At 53.3% G+C, this 17515-nt stretch carries 15 protein-coding genes; 8 read left to right on the plus strand and 7 right to left on the minus strand.

The features are described from left to right. Positions 1 to 7: 7 nt before the first annotated feature. The 3 genes from HMPREF3277_RS05825 to HMPREF3277_RS05835 all read left to right on the plus strand — a co-directional run bounded on the left by HMPREF3277_RS05825 (position 8) and on the right by HMPREF3277_RS05835 (position 2917). Complete coding sequence (locus HMPREF3277_RS05825) at positions 8 to 625, plus strand: hypothetical protein (RefSeq protein WP_244946239.1); 618 nt, start codon at positions 8 to 10, stop codon at positions 623 to 625. Positions 626 to 700: 75 nt separating this feature from the next. Continuing rightward, positions 701 to 1999 (plus strand): tyrosine--tRNA ligase, encoded by a 1299-nt coding sequence (gene tyrS / locus HMPREF3277_RS05830; RefSeq protein WP_070870322.1) that lies wholly within the window; start codon positions 701 to 703, stop codon positions 1997 to 1999. Positions 2000 to 2509: 510 nt separating this feature from the next. Further along, positions 2510 to 2917: an NADAR family protein gene (locus HMPREF3277_RS05835; RefSeq protein WP_246830770.1), complete on the plus strand. Its 408-nt coding sequence runs from the start codon at positions 2510 to 2512 to the stop codon at positions 2915 to 2917. 66 nt (positions 2918 to 2983) lie between these two features. On the opposite strand, the gene ccoP is transcribed toward HMPREF3277_RS05835, so the two are convergent. From ccoP to ccoN, 4 genes are read right to left on the minus strand one after another with little or no spacing between them, the layout of a single operon-like run. After that, complete coding sequence (ccoP, locus tag HMPREF3277_RS05840; protein WP_094113484.1) at positions 2984 to 4342, minus strand: cytochrome-c oxidase, cbb3-type subunit III; 1359 nt, start codon at positions 4340 to 4342, stop codon at positions 2984 to 2986. A 30-nt stretch (positions 4343 to 4372) separates the two neighbouring features. Beyond that, positions 4373 to 4543, minus strand: a complete 171-nt coding sequence (locus tag HMPREF3277_RS05845) for a cbb3-type cytochrome oxidase subunit 3 (RefSeq protein WP_003757997.1) — start codon at positions 4541 to 4543, stop codon at positions 4373 to 4375. 4 nt (positions 4544 to 4547) lie between these two features. Continuing rightward, a complete protein-coding gene (ccoO, locus tag HMPREF3277_RS05850; RefSeq protein WP_003757996.1) occupies positions 4548 to 5159 on the minus strand; it encodes a cytochrome-c oxidase, cbb3-type subunit II in 612 nt (203 codons plus the stop codon). A 23-nt stretch (positions 5160 to 5182) separates the two neighbouring features. Continuing rightward, on the minus strand, positions 5183 to 6616 hold the full coding sequence (gene ccoN / locus HMPREF3277_RS05855; RefSeq protein WP_174263541.1) for a cytochrome-c oxidase, cbb3-type subunit I: 1434 nt from the start codon (positions 6614 to 6616) through the stop codon (positions 5183 to 5185). 329 nt (positions 6617 to 6945) lie between these two features. Between ccoN and HMPREF3277_RS05860 the strand changes: the two genes are divergently transcribed. The 4 genes from HMPREF3277_RS05860 (at position 6946) to HMPREF3277_RS05875 (ending at position 11078) form a co-directional block, all read left to right on the plus strand. After that, positions 6946 to 8709, plus strand: a complete 1764-nt coding sequence (locus HMPREF3277_RS05860; RefSeq protein ID WP_070870324.1) for a M61 family metallopeptidase — start codon at positions 6946 to 6948, stop codon at positions 8707 to 8709. Between the two features lie 64 nt (positions 8710 to 8773). Further along, positions 8774 to 9466 carry a hypothetical protein gene (locus HMPREF3277_RS05865; RefSeq protein ID WP_070870325.1) on the plus strand — a complete coding sequence of 231 codons (693 nt, stop codon included), beginning with the start codon at positions 8774 to 8776 and terminating at the stop codon, positions 9464 to 9466. A 32-nt stretch (positions 9467 to 9498) separates the two neighbouring features. After that, entirely contained in the window at positions 9499 to 9939 is a 441-nt protein-coding gene (locus HMPREF3277_RS05870) for a TIGR01244 family sulfur transferase (RefSeq protein WP_070870326.1), read from the plus strand. A gap of 221 nt (positions 9940 to 10160) precedes the next feature. Further along, a complete protein-coding gene (locus tag HMPREF3277_RS05875; RefSeq protein WP_070870327.1) occupies positions 10161 to 11078 on the plus strand; it encodes a lysophospholipid acyltransferase family protein in 918 nt (305 codons plus the stop codon). Positions 11079 to 11203: 125 nt separating this feature from the next. Here HMPREF3277_RS05875 and HMPREF3277_RS05880 read toward each other — a convergent pair whose 3' ends face one another. Beyond that, on the minus strand, positions 11204 to 12838 hold the full coding sequence (locus tag HMPREF3277_RS05880; RefSeq protein ID WP_070870328.1) for a CTP synthase: 1635 nt from the start codon (positions 12836 to 12838) through the stop codon (positions 11204 to 11206). Positions 12839 to 13030: 192 nt separating this feature from the next. Here HMPREF3277_RS05880 and HMPREF3277_RS05890 point away from each other — a divergent pair, with 192 nt between their 5' ends. Further along, positions 13031 to 14341 (plus strand): sulfate adenylyltransferase subunit 1, encoded by a 1311-nt coding sequence (locus tag HMPREF3277_RS05890; RefSeq protein WP_070870330.1) that lies wholly within the window; start codon positions 13031 to 13033, stop codon positions 14339 to 14341. 323 nt (positions 14342 to 14664) lie between these two features. Here HMPREF3277_RS05890 and HMPREF3277_RS05895 read toward each other — a convergent pair whose 3' ends face one another. Together HMPREF3277_RS05895 and edd are read right to left on the minus strand one after the other, a co-directional pair. Further along, positions 14665 to 15303 carry a bifunctional 4-hydroxy-2-oxoglutarate aldolase/2-dehydro-3-deoxy-phosphogluconate aldolase gene (locus tag HMPREF3277_RS05895; RefSeq protein ID WP_070870331.1) on the minus strand — a complete coding sequence of 213 codons (639 nt, stop codon included), beginning with the start codon at positions 15301 to 15303 and terminating at the stop codon, positions 14665 to 14667. A gap of 369 nt (positions 15304 to 15672) precedes the next feature. Further along, positions 15673 to 17508, minus strand: a complete 1836-nt coding sequence (edd, locus tag HMPREF3277_RS05900; protein WP_070870332.1) for a phosphogluconate dehydratase — start codon at positions 17506 to 17508, stop codon at positions 15673 to 15675. Between the last annotated feature and the right edge of the window lie 7 nt (positions 17509 to 17515).

A 17515-nucleotide genomic window follows, 5' to 3' on the forward strand; every position in this document is an offset into this window, starting at 1 on the left:
CAAACTGATGTACCTGCTGTTTACAGGCAACGCATTTAATTTTGAAAAAGGCGTAGCAGACGGTGCGCACGTTCAATCCGGTCTGGCGGGCGTATTTGTTTTGAAACAGACTGGCAACGACTGGAAACTTCTCGCTGCGCAACCACATGGCTGGGCGGGCTCATTCGGTAATGCGCCTGAAGCAAAGTCTTGGTCGTTCCACGAATTCGGCAAAGACAAATGGGGATTTCTGACCCTTCATGGCGATGTTCATAATGGTTATGCGGGTTCTGCCTATCAATTGTTTGTTCATGACGGCGCGAAAAAAATCACAAAAAGCAGTATCACGGCAGAAGCAGAAAATACGGGGGCATTAGGCGACTGCTCGGAAAATTTTTATAAAGGTCGTAAAAACACCGCTGCCGAACGACGTAAATGCTTGAGCGAACTGTACAACCTTTCTTCTAAAATCAAAATACTAAAAGACGGTAAAACAAGTGCCGGTTTCTACCCGCTTCAATTGACGGTATCTGGTTTTGACGGCTCGAAAAAATACACCAATAAAGTCTTTATTGCCACCTATAACTCTGCCAAAGAATATTACAGCACCCCAAAAGACTATCCACTGGCAGATAAAGATTTTTAATTTTTCAGACGACCTCCGATATTTTAAGGTATAGAAAAGGTCGTCTGAAACACCGACTATATAAAAGGAATTTCAGTGAAATCAGTTATCCAAGACCTACAATCGCGCGGCTTAATCGCGCAAACTACCGACATCGAAGCCTTAGACGCTTTGTTAAACGAACAAAAAATCGCCCTCTACTGCGGTTTCGACCCGACCGCCGACAGCCTGCATATCGGTCACTTGCTGCCCGTGTTGGCATTACGCCGTTTCCAACAAGCCGGCCATACGCCGATTGCTTTGGTGGGCGGCGCGACCGGTATGATTGGCGATCCCAGCTTCAAAGCGGTGGAGCGCAGCTTGAATTCCGCCGAAACCGTTGCCGGCTGGGTGGAAAGCATCCGCAACCAACTGAAACCGTTTTTGAGCTTTGAAGGCGAAAACGCCGCTATTATGGCGAACAACGCCGACTGGTTCGGCAGCATGAACTGCCTCGACTTCCTGCGCGACATCGGCAAGCATTTCTCCGTCAACGCCATGCTGAACAAGGAATCCGTCAAACAGCGTATCGAGCGCGACGATGTGGGCATTTCCTTCACCGAGTTCGCCTACTCCCTGCTGCAAGGCTACGACTTCGCCGAATTGAACAAACGTCACGGTGCGGTTTTGGAAATCGGCGGCTCCGACCAATGGGGCAACATCACCGCCGGTATCGACCTGACACGTCGTCTGAACCAAAAACAAGTATTCGGCCTGACCCTGCCTTTGGTTACCAAATCCGACGGCACCAAATTCGGCAAAACCGAAGGCGGCGCGGTATGGCTGAACGCGAAGAAAACCTCGCCGTATCAGTTCTACCAGTTCTGGCTGAAAGTTGCCGATGCCGATGTGTATAAATTCCTGAAATACTTCACCTTCCTGTCTATCGAAGAAATCGACGCCATCGAAGCGAAAGACAAAGCCAGCGGCACCAAACCCGAAGCGCAACGCATCCTTGCCGAAGAAATGACCCGCCTGATTCACGGCGAAGCCGCCCTGCAAGCTGCACAGCGCATTTCCGAAAGCCTGTTTACCGAAGACCAAAGCAGCCTGACGGAAAGCGACTTCGAACAGCTCGCCCTCGACGGCCTGCCCGCATTTGAAGTTTCAGACGACCTCAACGTCGTCGAAGCCTTGGTCAAAACCGGCTTAGCCTCGTCCAACAAAGAAGCGCGCGGTTTTGTGAACAGCAAAGCGGTATTGCTCAACGGCCAAGCCGCCGAATCGAACAACCCGAACCACGCCGCCGAACGCCCTGACGATGCCTATCTGCTGACCGACGCGCACAAACGCTTCGGCAAATACACCATCGTACGGCGCGGCAAACGCAACCACGCGCTCTTGGTTTGGAAATAAGCCTTAAATGACAAAGGTCGTCTGAAAACTTTTTTCAGACGACCTTTTTTCTACCGTCAACAGTATGATAGCAAATATATTCCCATCTATAGTGGATTAACTACAGATCGGCACGATATTTCCCATTCATACCGTCTGAGGCTTCGTCTTGCCCTGATTTACAATCAATCTGCCACACCTGCGCTCATCATAAATCTTAAATCCGGTAACGCCCTATCCGTTTGAATTTAATGAACAATAAGAAAGAAACACCATGACTTCCCCCTACACTCTTGCCAACCTGAAGACCGCCTACCAGCGCAAAGAAAAACTGAAATATCTATACTTCTGGGGACACACGCCAAAACATATAGTGGATTAAATTTAAATCAGGGACAAGGCGCCGAAGCCGCAGACAGATACAGATAGTACGGCAAGGCGAGGTAACGCTGTACTGGTTTAAAGTTAATCCACTATAAAAATGAGATAGATAAAGCCGTCTTCAGCCAATGGTATCCTGCGCCCTTTGAAATCGACGGCATCCGCTATGCGACTGCCGAACACTATATGATGGCAGAAAAGGCGAGGCTGTTCGGCGCAGACGATATCCGCCGCCAAATCATCGCTTCTGCCCACCCCAAACAGGCTAAGGATTTGGGAAGACAAGTCATCGGTTTTAAAAACGATATTTGGAATGCCCGCCGCTTCGATATCGTTTGCGAAGGCAACCGTGCCAAATTCATCCAACACCCCGATTTGAAACGCTTTTTGCTTGGCACCGGCAGCCGTATCTTAATAGAAGCCAGCCCGGTTGACGCAATCTGGGGAATCGGACTTGCCCAAGATGATCCACGCGCCCAAAATCCATTGCAATGGCGGGGTTTGAACCTACTTGGTTTCGCGCTAATGAAAGTACGGGATGAACTTCAGGTCGTCTGAAAGCAACTTCAGACGACCCCATAAAAAAACGCACCTTATGAAAAGGTGCGTTTTAATTTCTACGATTTAGAATTTAGCGCCGGATTGGTTGGCCATATAGTCAACCGCTGCTTTGACTTCGTCATCACTCAGGCTTGTGTTACCGCCTTTGGCAGGCATGGAGTTAAAGCCTTCGAGCGCGTGTTTGTGCAGGGTATCTTTACCTTGCTTGATGCGCGGGGCCCACTCGTCTTTCTTACCTATGCCTGGAGCACCGGGGATGGTACCACCGTGACACATTTTACAGTTGGCTTCAAAAACGGCTTTACCATCCACTTTGGCAGAAGAAGCATCTGCTTTTTCTACCGGCTTGGCTTCGGCAGGAGCGGCCGCTTTTGCATCAGCTGCTGAAGCTGCTTTTTCAGCTTGTGCAGGTGCGGACGCAGATGAAGCGTCAGCGGATGATGCGGCAGCAGAAGCAGGTGCCGGAGCAGGTTCGGCTTTTTTCACGGGTGCTTTGCCGTCTTTATTGGACAGACCCCATACATACGCAGTCATGATGTGGAGTTTGTCTTTATCCAAGAAACGACCCCAAGCCGGCATTTGACTGTGTCGGCCGTTGGTGATGGTTTCGATAATCGATTTTTGAGTACCGCCCCACAACCATACGTTGTCGGTCAGGTTCGGACCCAATCCTTGGATACCTTGACCTTTGTCGCCGTGACAGGTAAAGCAGTTTGCCGGTGGACCGCTGAATAATACTTTACCGCGTGCGGCACGTTCTTCATCGTATTGGTCTTTGGATTTGGATAAGGACATGACATAGTTTGCCACATCTTTTACCCGCTCTTCACCCAATGCAGGACCCCATGCCGCCATCGTCGCCGTACGGCCTTTTTCAATGGTCTCGTGGATTTTCTCAGGTTCGCCGCCCCACAACCAATCGTTGTCGGTCAAATTCGGGAAGCCTTTGGAACCTTTGGCATCAGAACCGTGACATTGGATACAGTAGGTATTGAAGAGGTTTTGACCGATGGCGCGTGCTTCAGGATTTTTTGCCACTTGCTCAATCGGCATATTGGCAAACTTGGCATAAACTTTGCCGTACTTCTGATCTGCTTTAGCCATTTCCTGATCATATTGTCCGTGGCTGCTCCATTTCCACTGGCCTTCATAATCGCCCAAACCCGGGTACATGACCAGATAACCGATACCGAACAGCCAGACAAAGACATACAGCCAAAACCACCAGCGTGGCAACGGGTTGTTATATTCTTCGATACCGTCCCATTGATGACCTGTCGTTTTGACTTCTTCGCCCTTTTTAGGACGCTTCACAACGTTTTGGGAAAGCAGCAGCCATGCCAAGCCGATAAAGCTGAGCACGACGATGACTGCAATGTATATATTCCAGAAATTACTGGTAAATTGGGGTGATGTGTTCATTATTTTGCTCCGTGATCACGGACTAAACTGTTATCGCCCGTCTTTTTCAGACGACTCTTTATCCTCATCATTTTCGAAAATACTGTTGGCGGCATCATCGTAGTTCTTTTTATTGCGTCGGTTGAAAACGATATAAAGCACTAAGATAAAGCTGATAAAAACCCAAACAGTAAAGAGCGAGCGGGCCCAGTTTACGTCCATGATGTTACCTTACGTTTTTCAATGCCAAGCCTAAGCCTTGCAGGTATGCAATCACCGCATCCAGCTCCGATTTGTTTTCCAAAGCTTCAGGCGCTTTGGCAATCTCTTCGTCGCTGTAAGGCGTACCGACTTTACGCAGGGCTTTCATATGCGCCACGGTTGCTTCGGCATCGACTTTGTTGCGGGCAAGCCATGGGAAAGCGGGCATATTGGACTCCGGCACAACGTCGCGCGGATTCAGCAGGTGGATGCGGTGCCATTCGTCGGAATAGCGGCCGCCGACACGTGCCAAGTCCGGACCGGTACGTTTGGAACCCCATTGGAACGGATGGTCATAAACAGACTCGCCGGCAACGGAGTAGTGGCCGTAACGTTCGGTTTCCGCACGGAACGGACGGATCATTTGAGAGTGACAGTTGTAACAACCCTCACGGATATAGATGTCGCGACCAGCCACTTGCAAAGCATTATAAGGTTTCACACCTTCTATAGGCTTAGTGACAGCTTTAGTAAAGAACAGCGGCACGGCTTCAATCAACAGGCCTACGCTGACTACAAGCAGGGTAAATACAATCAGGACGCCGACTTTTTCTTCAGCTAATTGTTGTAATTTCATTTTGGTAGCCTTTTCTTATGTTTTTAGTGGTGCTGGGTTTGAGACACCGCGGGAATCTCGGCATCAACCGCTTTGCCACTGATGGCCGTACGGTAAACGTTGTATGCCATGATACACATACCGCTCAGGTACAGCAGGCCGCCGGTGAAACGAATCATGTAGAAAGGCATGGTGCGTTTAACTGACTCTACAAACGAGTAGGTCAAAGTACCGTCCGCATTCAGAGAACCCCACATCATACCTTGCAATACCCCTGCAATCCACATGGAGGCGATATACAGAACCACGCCGATGGTCGCAATCCAGAAATGCGCTTCCACCAATTTGGTGCTGTACATTTCATTTTTACCGAACAGGCGGGGAATCATGTAGTACACGGAACCAATGGTCACGAAGCCCACCCAGCCCAATGCGCCGGCATGAACGTGTGCAACGGTCCAGTCAGTGTAGTGGCTCAAAGCGTTGACGGATTTGATGGACATCATCGGACCTTCGAAGGTGGACATACCGTAGAAGGACAGAGAAACGATCAAGAATTTCAAGATAGGGTCGGTACGCAGTTTGTCCCATGCGCCGGACAAGGTCATGATACCGTTAATCATACCGCCCCAAGAAGGTGCGAACAGAATCAGGGACAACACCATACCCAAGGACTGAGTCCAGTCAGGCAGCGCGGTATAGTGCAAGTGGTGGGAACCTGCCCACATGTAGGTGAAAATCAAAGCCCAGAAGTGGACGACGGACAGGCGGTAAGAGTAAACAGGACGACCTGCCTGTTTCGGCACGAAGTAGTACATCATGCCCAAGAAGCCTGCGGTCAGGAAGAAACCTACGGCATTATGACCATACCACCATTGAACCATAGCATCGATTGCACCCGCATAAACCGGATAGGATTTCATGAAGCCCGCAGGAATGCTCAGGTTATTGACGATGTGCAACAGGGCGACGGCCAAAATGAAACCGCCGTAGAACCAGTTGGCAACGTAGATGTGTTTGATTTTACGTTTGGCAATCGTACCGAAGAATACGATGGCGTAAGCAATCCAAACCAAAGCGATCAGGATGTCGATAGGCCATTCCAATTCGGCATACTCTTTAGCTTGGGTATAACCCAAAGGCAGGCTGACGATTGCCGCAACGATAACTGCCTGCCAACCCCAGAAGGTAAATGCCGGCAGCCAACCGCCGAACAGGCGTGCATTACAGGTACGTTGAACAACGTAGTATGATGTACCCATCAGACCGCAACCGCCGAATGCAAAAATCACCGCATTGGTGTGCAACGGACGCAGGCGGCCGAAGTGGAACCAAGGGCCGACATCTGATAAATCAAGGGACGGGGCAAACAATTGGGCGGCAACGATGACACCGACCAACATGCCCACAATACCCCAAACTACGGTCATGATGGCGAACTGGCGCACCACTTTGTAGTTATAAGTTTGTGTGTCCATGAGAGTCTCCATGAATTATGGGAATAAAAATTTTTTATCTCACTTTGCCGTATGCGTTTTGAACAAACGCAATAAGGGCTAGGTTTAAATTTTTCTAAATTTAACATATAAGACAAGCCTAGCCAAGCGGAATTACATTTCACTCCATCTGGCGGCTTTATCGATTTTTTATATTTTTTACTTTATAATCATATTATTATTTAACAACCTCCCCTACAGCTCCACTTTATTTTTTCAAGCCTCCCTTTTGAAAGGGACTTTATCGATATAAATCAAGCTGCATAATTCGACCTTTTTATTCATAAAATTTAACAAATACATTAATAGTCATGATTAATTACAAAATCACCCCCAACCCGCTCGCCCACGAGTGGCACATCCGCCTAACCTTCCGACAAGAACATGATTTGGAAACAGAAATCAGCCTGCCGAACTGGGTTCCCGGCAGCTATCTGATACGCGATTTTTCCCGCCACATCACCACCATCCGCGCTTTTTGCAACGGAGAATATGCCCATCTGACCCAAGTCAAAAAAAACCAGTGGCGCACTGCCCCGCAGTCCGGCGAGTGGGAAATTTACTACACCGTTTACGCCTACGACCTGTCCGTCCGCGGCTCGTTTCTGACTGCCGAACGCGGGTTCTTTGACGGCGCGTGCCTGTTTTTACAGGTAAACGGACAAGAAAACAGCGCGCACCAAATCGAATTCCCCATCCTGCCGAAAACATGGCGGATTGCCACCACCCTGCCCCAAACCGACGTCCACAGCTTTCAGACGACCTCCTACCACGACTTAATCGACCACCCTGTCGAACTGGGCAACATCGAATTTCTCGATTTTGAAGCCGGCGGCATCCCGCACCGCATCGCCTTGAGCGGCCACTACCCCGATTTCGACCGCGACCGCCTCGTGTCAGACATCCGCACAATCTGCGAAACCGAACTGGCCATGTTCCCCTCCCCTGCCCCGTTCACCCATTACCTCTTCCTGCTCCACGTCGGCGACAACATCTACGGCGGACTGGAACACATCAGCAGCACCGCCCTGCTCGCCGACCGCCACAGCCTGCCGCCGCACGGCATGACCGACGCCAACGACGCCTACACCCAACTGCTCGGACTGTTCTCACACGAATACTTCCACGCCTGGAACGTCAAATCCATCAAACCCGCCGCCTTTGCCCCCTACGACCTAGACCGCGAAAACTACACCGAGCAGCTTTGGGCATTTGAAGGCATCACCTCATACTACGACGACCTCTTCCTCGCCCGAAGCCGCACCATCGCCCCCGAAGCCTACCTGCGCCTGCTCGCCCAAAGCATCACCCGCGTGCAGCAAACCAAAGGTCGTCTGAAACAAAGCCTTGCCGAATCCAGCTTCACCGCTTGGAACAAATTCTACAAACAAGACGAAAACAGCCCCAACGCCATCGTCAGCTACTACCAAAAAGGCGCACTCGCCGCCCTCTGCCTCGACCTCGCCATCAGCAGCAAAAGCAGTGGGCGACACACCCTCGACAGCGTCATGCAGAAACACTACCGCGATTGGCTGGACACCCGGCAAGGCATCCCCGAAAAACAATGGCAAGCCCGTTGCCAAGCGTTTATCGGCCTAGATCTCGAAGACTTTTTTCAGACGACCCTCTACACCACCGTCGACCTGCCCCTTGCCGAACTCCTCGCCACCATAGGCATCGGACTGCAATGGCAGGCACAGCCGCGCAGCCACGGCGGCGCATTCCTGCCCGAACCGCCAACCGAAACGCCCGCCCCTGCATCCGACTTCGGCGCAAGGTTCAAACAAAACAGCGACCACGCCACCCTGACTCACGTCTTCAACGGCGGCAGCGCAGAAAACGCCGCCCTCTGCCCGCAGGACAAAATCATCGCCATCGACGGCTACGCCTGTACCGACCTTGCCGCACAGTGGGCGCAACTCCCCATCGGCGCCACCGCCCGCCTCCACTACTTCCGCACCGGCATCCTGTACGTCGCCGACATCACCGTCCAAGCCGCCGAAGCCGACACCGCCGTCCTCTACATTACCGACCGCGAATTATTTGAAAGCTGGCTTTATAATGACCGAGCCTGATTTTCAGACGGCCTCAAGTGCCAGATTGAGGCCGTCTGAAACATTAACACTGAAAGAAACAACCATGAAAAAAATCCTTGTCAGCATCACCGTCCTGTTACTCAGTTTGCACGCCACAGCCGCCCCCCAATCAGATTCGGCATATAAAGTAGGAAAGGATATCGCCGTCTTCTACAAAAATCCCTCTGCCGAACGTGCTGCTTCTCTAATGGACCAGATTGTCAAAGCCAATCTCATGCGCAATACCACCCTTGTATGGGGCACGCAAGCTCTGCAAAAATACCCCCAAGGCAGCACTATTTGGTGTGACAATATCCGAACTTACCAAGGCGACGCCTTAACCTTTTCCGCCTACACCCTCGCCCTGACAGGCACGTCTCAAGCCCAAACCTGTCTCGACAGCCTGACATTAAATACCGAGCTTAAAAACAATCTCAAGGAAAACAAAAGCTTCCATCCGCTTCAAGAACCCATCATCTCCCCTGCATCACTGGATTTTCATTGGGTAACTTATTTTGCCACCGGCAATCCGAAAGCGGTCGAACGTATCGTTGACTACATCATCAAAGCCCAAACGGCTGCCGCCCAACGCCCTAACCATGTAGACCTCACACTTTCCGCTGCCATTTGGTCAACCCGATCCAATATGCAACAAGATACAGCGATTGACGAGATTGTCCGCAAATACATACAAAAACAATCCGAAGCCAATAAAAAACGATTGGAAAAAGCCCTGTTGGCCCCTCAAGGCAACTAAAATCCATCATCAAACCTAGAAAAGGAAAACCCATGTCTATCCAAAAACTTGCCGACAACCTCTATATCGCCCCGCAACTGACCGAAGCAGACGTACAAGAAGCCGCCAAACTCGGCATCCAAACCGTCATCTGCAACCGTCCCGACGGCGAAGAAGAAAACCAAGTTACGTTCAAACAAGTCGAAAGCTGGCTTGAAGCTGCAGGCATCCGCGAACACCATCATCAGCCCGTCGTCGCACCCGCCATCAACGCCGCTGATGTCGCTGCCTTCCAAAACCTGCTCAAAAGCGTTTCCCAACCCGTTCTCACCTACTGCCGCACCGGCACCCGCTGCTCCCTGCTCTGGGGCTATCATCAGGTGCAACACGGTGCAAGCGTCGCCGAAGTCGTCGCTGCGGCACAACAAGCAGGCGTCAATCTGAGCAACTTCGAAGCCCGCCTGCAAGACGCGCAACAAAACGGGCTGGCGTAACACGCTATCCGTTTAGCCAAACGCAAAGGTCGTCTGAAAATACCGTTTCAAAAAATGGAAACCGTTTTCAGACGACCTTTTTACGTTATGCCGTTTGGCGAACCGAATGAACGCATCCGATATTTTAAACATTGCGGCAATCCGTTACATCCAGATGAAACTCAATATCCAGACCTGCCGTTTTCATTTACAATCCCCCCGTTCCATCTCATCAATCTATTATGCAAATCCTGCTCACTTTTTTGTTTAAATGCTTTGCGGCGCTGCCTTTGCCGCTTCTACACGCGCTGGGGAATGCGGCGGGCGGCTTGGGCTATTATCTGCTCAAAAGCGACCGGCAGCGTGTGTTCGACAATATGCGGCTTGCCGGATTGAATCCCGAGCCTTCGTCGGTCAAAGCCGTTTTCCGTGAAACGGCGAAAGGCGGGCTGGAATTGCCCGTAGCCTTTTTCAGACGACCTGAAAGCATTGAAACGCTGTTTAAAGAAGTGCATGGTTGGGAACATGTCCAATCGGCTTTGGACGCCGGAGAAGGACTGTTGTTTATTACCCCGCACATCGGCAGCTACGACCTCGCCGGACGCTATATCAGCCAACAGCTTCCGTTCCCGCTGACTGCCATGTACAAACCACCCAAAATCAAAGCCTTGGATTCTGTTATGCAGGCGGGGCGCGTTCGCGGCAAAGGAAAAACCGCCCCCACCAATATTCAAGGGGTCAAACAAGTCATTAAGGCTTTGCGTTCCGGCGAAGCCACGATTGTCTTGCCCGACCATGCCCCCTCCCCCGAAGAAGGCGGCGACGGCGTCTGGGTGCCGTTTTTCGGGAAATACGCCTACACCATGACGCTGGTGGGCAAACTGGCGCAAGTCAAGGGCGTGAAGGCGCTGTTTTTCTGCGGCGAGCGTTTACCGAACGGCAAAGGATTTGTGCTGCACATCGAGCCTATGCGCGGCGAACTGAACGGCGACAAACAGCACGACGCGCAGATTATCAATGAAAACACCGAATACTGGATACGCCGCTTCCCGACCCAGTATCTGTTTATGTACAACCGCTACAAACAGCCCGCAGGCGCACCGCTCTCGCCCGACTGGAAACCGGAACCCGGCTGGAAACCTGAAGACGTACAGGATTGAACATTCCTTGCGGGTCGTCTGAAAAGGCGGCTGATGCCCGGTTTCTCAAAACATCGCCATACCAACACAAAAAAGCACCCCAATCGAGGTGCTTTTTCTCTTTTCAGACGACCTTTTGCCGGGCATCAGCCTTTTTTATTGTTCAACGCGGCTTTGACAAACGCGGAGAACAAAGGATGGCCTCTGCGCGGGTTGGACGTGAACTCAGGGTGGAACTGGCAGGCGAAGAACCAAGGATGGTTCGGCAGTTCGATGGTTTCGACCAAGCGTTCACGTCCTGCGGATACGCCGCCGATGACCAAGCCTGCCTGTTCCAGCGTAGGAACGTAGTTGTTGTTGACTTCGTAGCGGTGGCGGTGGCGCTCGCGGATGTGTTCGCTGCCGTAGATTTTGGCGGCGAGGCTGCCTGCTTTCAATTCAACCTCTTGCGCACCCAAACGCATGGTGCCGCCCAAATCGGCGGATTCGTCGCGGGTTTCGACGCTGCCGTCGGCGGTTTGCCATTCGTCAATCAGGGCGACGACGGGGGCGGCGCATTTGAGGTCGAACTCGGTGGAATTCGCGCCTTTCAAGCCTGCGACGTCGCGGGCGTATTCGATCAGCGCAATCTGCATACCGAGGCAGATGCCCAAGTATGGCACGTTGTTTTCGCGGGCATAACGCACGGCGGCAATTTTGCCTTCCACGCCGCGCGAACCGAAACCGCCGGGAACAAGGATGGCGTCCATATCTTTGAGCATGGAAACGTCGCCGTTGTTTTTCTCGATGTTTTCGCTGTCAACGAAGGTGATTTGCACGTCGGTTTCGGTGTGGATGCCCGCATGTTTCAAGGCTTCGATCAGCGATTTGTAGGATTCGGTCAAATCGACGTATTTGCCGACCATGGCGATTTTGACGGTGTGTTTCGGATTTTTGATGGCATGGACGATTTTTTTCCACGCGGTCAAATCCGCCTGTTGTACGTTCAGCTGCAACTGCTCGGTAATGATGTTGTCGATGCCTTGGTCGTGCAGCATTTCGGGGCACTCGTAGATGCTGTCCACGTCGTAGCTGCCTACAATCGCGCGCTCTTCCACGTTGCAGAACAGGGCGATTTTGCGGCGTTCGTCCGCCGGCATTTTCCTGTCCATGCGGCAAATCAGGATGTCGGGTTGCAAACCGATGCTCAACATTTCTTTAACGGTGTGCTGGGTCGGCTTGGTTTTGATTTCGCCGGCGGCGGCGATGTAGGGGACGTAGCTCAAGTGGGCGAACAAGGTGTTGTTGCGTCCCAACTGGCTGCGCATCTGACGGATGGCTTCCAAAAACGGCAGCGACTCGATGTCGCCGACCGTACCGCCGATTTCGACGATGGCGACATCGTAGCCCGCCGCGCCTTCGTGGATGCGGCGTTTGATTTCGTCGGTAATGTGCGGGATGACTTGAACCGTACCGCCGAGGTAGTCGCCGCGGCGTTCTTTGGCGATGACGTTTTCGTACACCTGCCCCGTGCTGAAGCTGTTGCGGCGGGTCATGGTGGCGTTGATGAAACGTTCGTAGTGTCCCAAGTCGAGGTCGGTTTCCGCGCCGTCGTCGGTGACGAACACTTCGCCGTGCTGGAACGGGCTCATCGTGCCGGGATCGACGTTGATATAAGGGTCGAGCTTGAGCATGGTCACGTTCAGACCGCGCGATTCGAGGATGGTGGCAATAGAAGCGGCGGCGATACCTTTTCCGAGTGAAGATACGACGCCGCCGGTTACGAAAATAAATTTAGTCATGATGCAGTACCCATGTTGGAATACGGGATTTTACCTTTAAGCGGGTTTTCTGGCAAACGCGGGAAGCCGACGCCGTCCGAAAGAAACTGCCCGAATATAACGAAATCATCTTTTTTTAAAACCAAGCATTCTTTCCCATTTTCAGACGACCTCATTAAAGTAACGAGCAATCCGAGAATTAAGGAAAGAACCATGACCGCAACCACCGCCCCGCTTTTGCGCTTCATCACCGCCGGCAGCGTCGACGACGGCAAATCCACCCTCATCGGCCGCCTGCTCTACGACAGCAAAACCCTGCTGACCGACCAGCTCGACAAACTCAACCGCGCCGCCGAAAACGGCGAAACGCCCGACTTCGCCAGCCTCACCGACGGCCTTGCCGCCGAGCGCGAACAAGGCATCACCATCGATGTCGCCTACCGCTATTTCGCCACGCCCAAGCGCAAATTCATCATCGCCGACACGCCCGGACACGAACAATACACCCGCAACATGGTAACGGGTGCATCGACCGCCGACGCCGCCATCGTCCTGATAGACGCGACGCGCGTCGATTTTTCCGGCAGAGAACCCGTCCTCCTGCCGCAGACCAAACGCCACAGCGCGATTCTGAAACTCTTGGGCTGCCCCAACATCATCGTCGCCGTCAACAAACTCGACCTGCTCGACTTCGACGAAACCAAATATCAGGCCATCACTGACGCCTACCGCAAGCTGGTGGAACAAATCGGCCTCCAAGCCCAAATCCACTTCCTGCCCATCAGCGCGTTAAAAGGCGACAACATCGTTAACGCCAGCAGCCAAACCCCGTGGTATCAAGGTTTACCGCTGTTACCCCTGCTCGAAAGCCTGCCTGTCAACCGTCAAAACGCCGCCGACCAAGCCGCCCATTTCCCCGTGCAGCGCGTCGCACGGCAAGACGGCAGCAGCAGCGACGACTTCCGCGGCTATCAAGGCAGGCTGGAAGCAGGCCGTCTGAAAACCGGCGACGAAGTCAAAATCCTGCCTGGCGGACATACCGCCAAAATCGCCGAAATCTACAATCCAAACGGCAAAACCGAATCCGCCGAAGCGGGCGAAGTACTGACCGTCACGCTTGATACCGACCTCGACATCTCGCGCGGCAACAGCATCGCCGCCGCCGACAGCCCCGTCGCGCCCGAACAGCAGTTCCAAGCCGCGCTGTGCTGGTTCGACGACATCCCGCTCAACCTGCGCCGCAAATACCTGCTGAAACACACCACCCAAACCACGCCCGTCAAAATCAGCGCGATATCCTACGTTTGGGACGTGAACACCCTCAGCCGCGTCGAATCCGCCGACACGCTCAAACTCAACGACATCGGCAGCATCAGCCTCAAAACCCAGCAGCCGATCGCTGCCGCGCCCTACGAAGAAAACCACGCCCTCGGCGCGTTCATCCTGATAGACGAAGCCACCAACCACACCGTCGCCGCAGGCATGATACGCAAGGCTGACCAAGCGGACAGTTTTGAAATTTGAAACAAAGGCATATTGAATTGAAGAGGTCGTCTGAAAAACCGAAACAAGGGTTTTCAGACGACCTCTTCAGTATGGCAGATTAAAGCAGGGAATGTGGCAGGTCGGTTTTAAGCCATACGGCGTTGCCTTGTCCTTATCCAACGCGGTGGGAAATCACAGTGAATTAAAATAACGAAATCGCGGCATGGCATTTTTCATTTGGATACATGACAAAAGGTCGTCTGAAAATCCAAAATCGGATTTTCAGACGACCTTTGCCTTACTTGAACCACCTTAGTAGGCGGACATCATGACCGCTAAGGTATGGCTTACCTTTTAGAAAATCAGGCTTTAGGTTTCAACTCCGCCGCTTCTTTGGCGAGGCGGGTGATGGTGTCCCAGTCTTTGTTTTTAACGGCTTCTTTCGGTGTCAGCCATGAGCCGCCGACGCATAAGACGTTGGGCAGTGCCAAGTAATCGGGCGCGGTGGCGAGGCTGATGCCGCCGGTCGGGCAGAAACGCACGTCGGCATAAGGACCGTAGAGGGCTTTGAGCATGGCTTTGCCGCCGACGACTTCGGCGGGGAAGAGTTTGAGGGTATCGATACCGTGTTCCAAAGCTAGTTGGACTTCGCCCGGGGTGGCTACGCCGGGGATCAGGGGGATGCCGCTGTTGTGGCTGGCTTTGGCGAGGGATTCGTGCAGGCCCGGGCTGATGGCGAAAACCGCGCCTGCGTCTTCGACGGCTTTGAGCTGTTCAGGGTTGGTAACCGTACCCGCGCCGACGATGGCGTTGGGCACTTCTTTGGCAATCAGGCGGATGGCGTCGAGGCCGACGGGAGTGCGCAGGGTGATTTCGAGGGTGGGGATACCGCCTTCAACAAGGGCGTGGGACAAATCGACGGCGGTGCTTAAGTCGTCAATCGCCATGACGGGCACGACTGCGCCGGCAGTCAGGATTTCGCGTGGGGTCAGTTTGGACATTTCGATTCTCCAGGTGGGATGGGGTTGTCGTTTTTGTTGAGGTCAAACGGGACGGGGTTTAAGTTTTCAGACGACCTTTAGGGGCTGTATTCGGATACCCGTATCCGACAAATACCCTGATAACGTCGGATTCGAGAATCCGACCTACGTCTTTGGTTTTGTTCGTGGGCAAAGCCCACGCTACATCTGCTGCGTTAAAACGGGACGGGATTATAAATTTCAGACGACCTTTGGGCTGTAGGTCGGATTCTTGAATCCGACATCTTGGACGGCTGTGTCGGATTCGAGAATCCGATCTACGTCTGTTTTAAACGGCTTCAATAATTTTTCAGACGACCTTCCGTTTGAAAAGGTCGTCTGAAACGTACATCAGGCAAATTCGCCGCCGAAACTCATGGCGCCGGTTTCTGCGCTGCTGGTCATGCTGCGGAAGTTGGCGAAGAGTTCGCGGCCGCAGCCTTGTTGGTTCGCGCTCAAGTCGATGTGTTCGACTTCGCGGGCGTTCCATTCGGATTCGTTAATCAGGACGTTGAGTTCGCCGGTAACGGAGTCGAAGCGGATCAGGTCGCCGGTACGGATTTTGGCGATGTTGCCGCCCATCAGGGCTTCGGGCGTCATGTGGATGGAGGCCGGAACTTTACCGGATGCGCCGGACATACGGCCGTCGGTCAGCAGCGCCACTTTGAAGCCGCGGTCTTGCAGGATGCCCAAAGGCGGGGTCAGTTTGTGCAACTCGGGCATACCGTTGGCGCGCGGGCCTTGGTAGCGGACGACGCAGACGAAATCGCGTTCCAACTCACCGCGCTCAAATGCCGCCAACACTTCGCGTTGGTCGTTGAACACGATGGCGGGCGCTTCGATGATGCGGCAGCCTTCGCGCACGGCGGACACTTTAATCACGCCGCGTCCGATATTGCCTTTCATCAGGCGCAAACCGCCGTCCGGGGAGAACGGGTTGTCGGCTTTGCGCAGGATGTCGTCGTTGCCGCTGGTTTCAGGGGCTTCGTGCCATTCGAGTTTGCCGTCGATGAGGAAAGGCTCTTTGGTGTAGTGGCGCATGCCGTGTCCGACGACGGTATCGACATCGTCGTGCAACAGACCTGCGTCCAGCAATTCGCGGATGACGAAAGGCAGGCCGCCTGCTGCGGTAAAGTGGTTCACGTCGGCTTTGCCGTTGGGGTACACGCGGATGAGCAGCGGGATGATGGAGGAAATTTCGTCAAAGTCGTCCCAGTTCAAAATCACGCCGGCGGCACGTGCCATGGCAACGAGGTGCATGGTGTGGTTGGTCGAGCCACCGGTCGCCATCAAACCGATCAGGGCGTTGATGAAGGATTTTTCGGTCAACATTTCGCCCAAGGGTTTGATGGTGCCGTTTTTGATGCCGCGTGCGAGGTGTCCGGCGGCGTAGCGGGTCAGGGCTTCGCGCAAATCGGTATAGGGATGAACGAAAGCGGCGGCGGGCAGGTGTACGCCCATCATTTCCATCATCATTTGGTTGGAGTTTGCCGTGCCGTAGAAAGTGCAGGTGCCGGGGCTGTGGTAAGAACCCATTTCGCTTTCGAGTAAGGCATCGCGGCCGACTTTGCCTTCGGCGAAAAGCTGGCGGGTGCGGGCTTTTTCTTTATTGCCGATACCGCTGGACATCGGGCCTGCGGGGACGAAGATGCCGGGAATATGACCGAACGAAAGCGCGCCAATCATCAAACCCGGTACGATTTTGTCGCACACGCCCATAAACAGGCTGCCGTCGAACATTTGGTGCGACAGGCCGATGGCGGTACTCATGGCGATGACGTCGCGGGAGAACAGCGACAATTCCATACCGGCGTAGCCTTGCGTGATGCCGTCGCACATGGCGGGCGTACCGCCGGCAACTTGCGCGGTCGCGCCGTTTTTCTGCGCTTCGTCTTTAATTTGGTCGGGAAAGTCTTTAAACGGCTGGTGTGCGGAAACCATGTCGTTGTAGGCGGTGATGATGCCTAAGTTGGGAACGGTGTCCTGAAGCATTTCGATTTTGATGCTTTTGGGCATGGCGGCGTAGCCGTGCGCCAAGTTGCTGCAACCGAGCTGGTTGCGCTCCAGCCGTCCCATTTGTTTGGCGCTGCGGATTTTCGCCAGATATTTTTCGCGGGTCGGACGGCTGCGTTCGATGATGCGCTCGGTGATTTCGGCGAGCTTGGGGTGGATAGGAGTGGGATTCATGTTCGGT

This window comes from Neisseria sp. HMSC70E02 (genome assembly GCF_001838645.1).
Lineage (GTDB): Bacteria > Pseudomonadota > Gammaproteobacteria > Burkholderiales > Neisseriaceae > Neisseria > Neisseria macacae.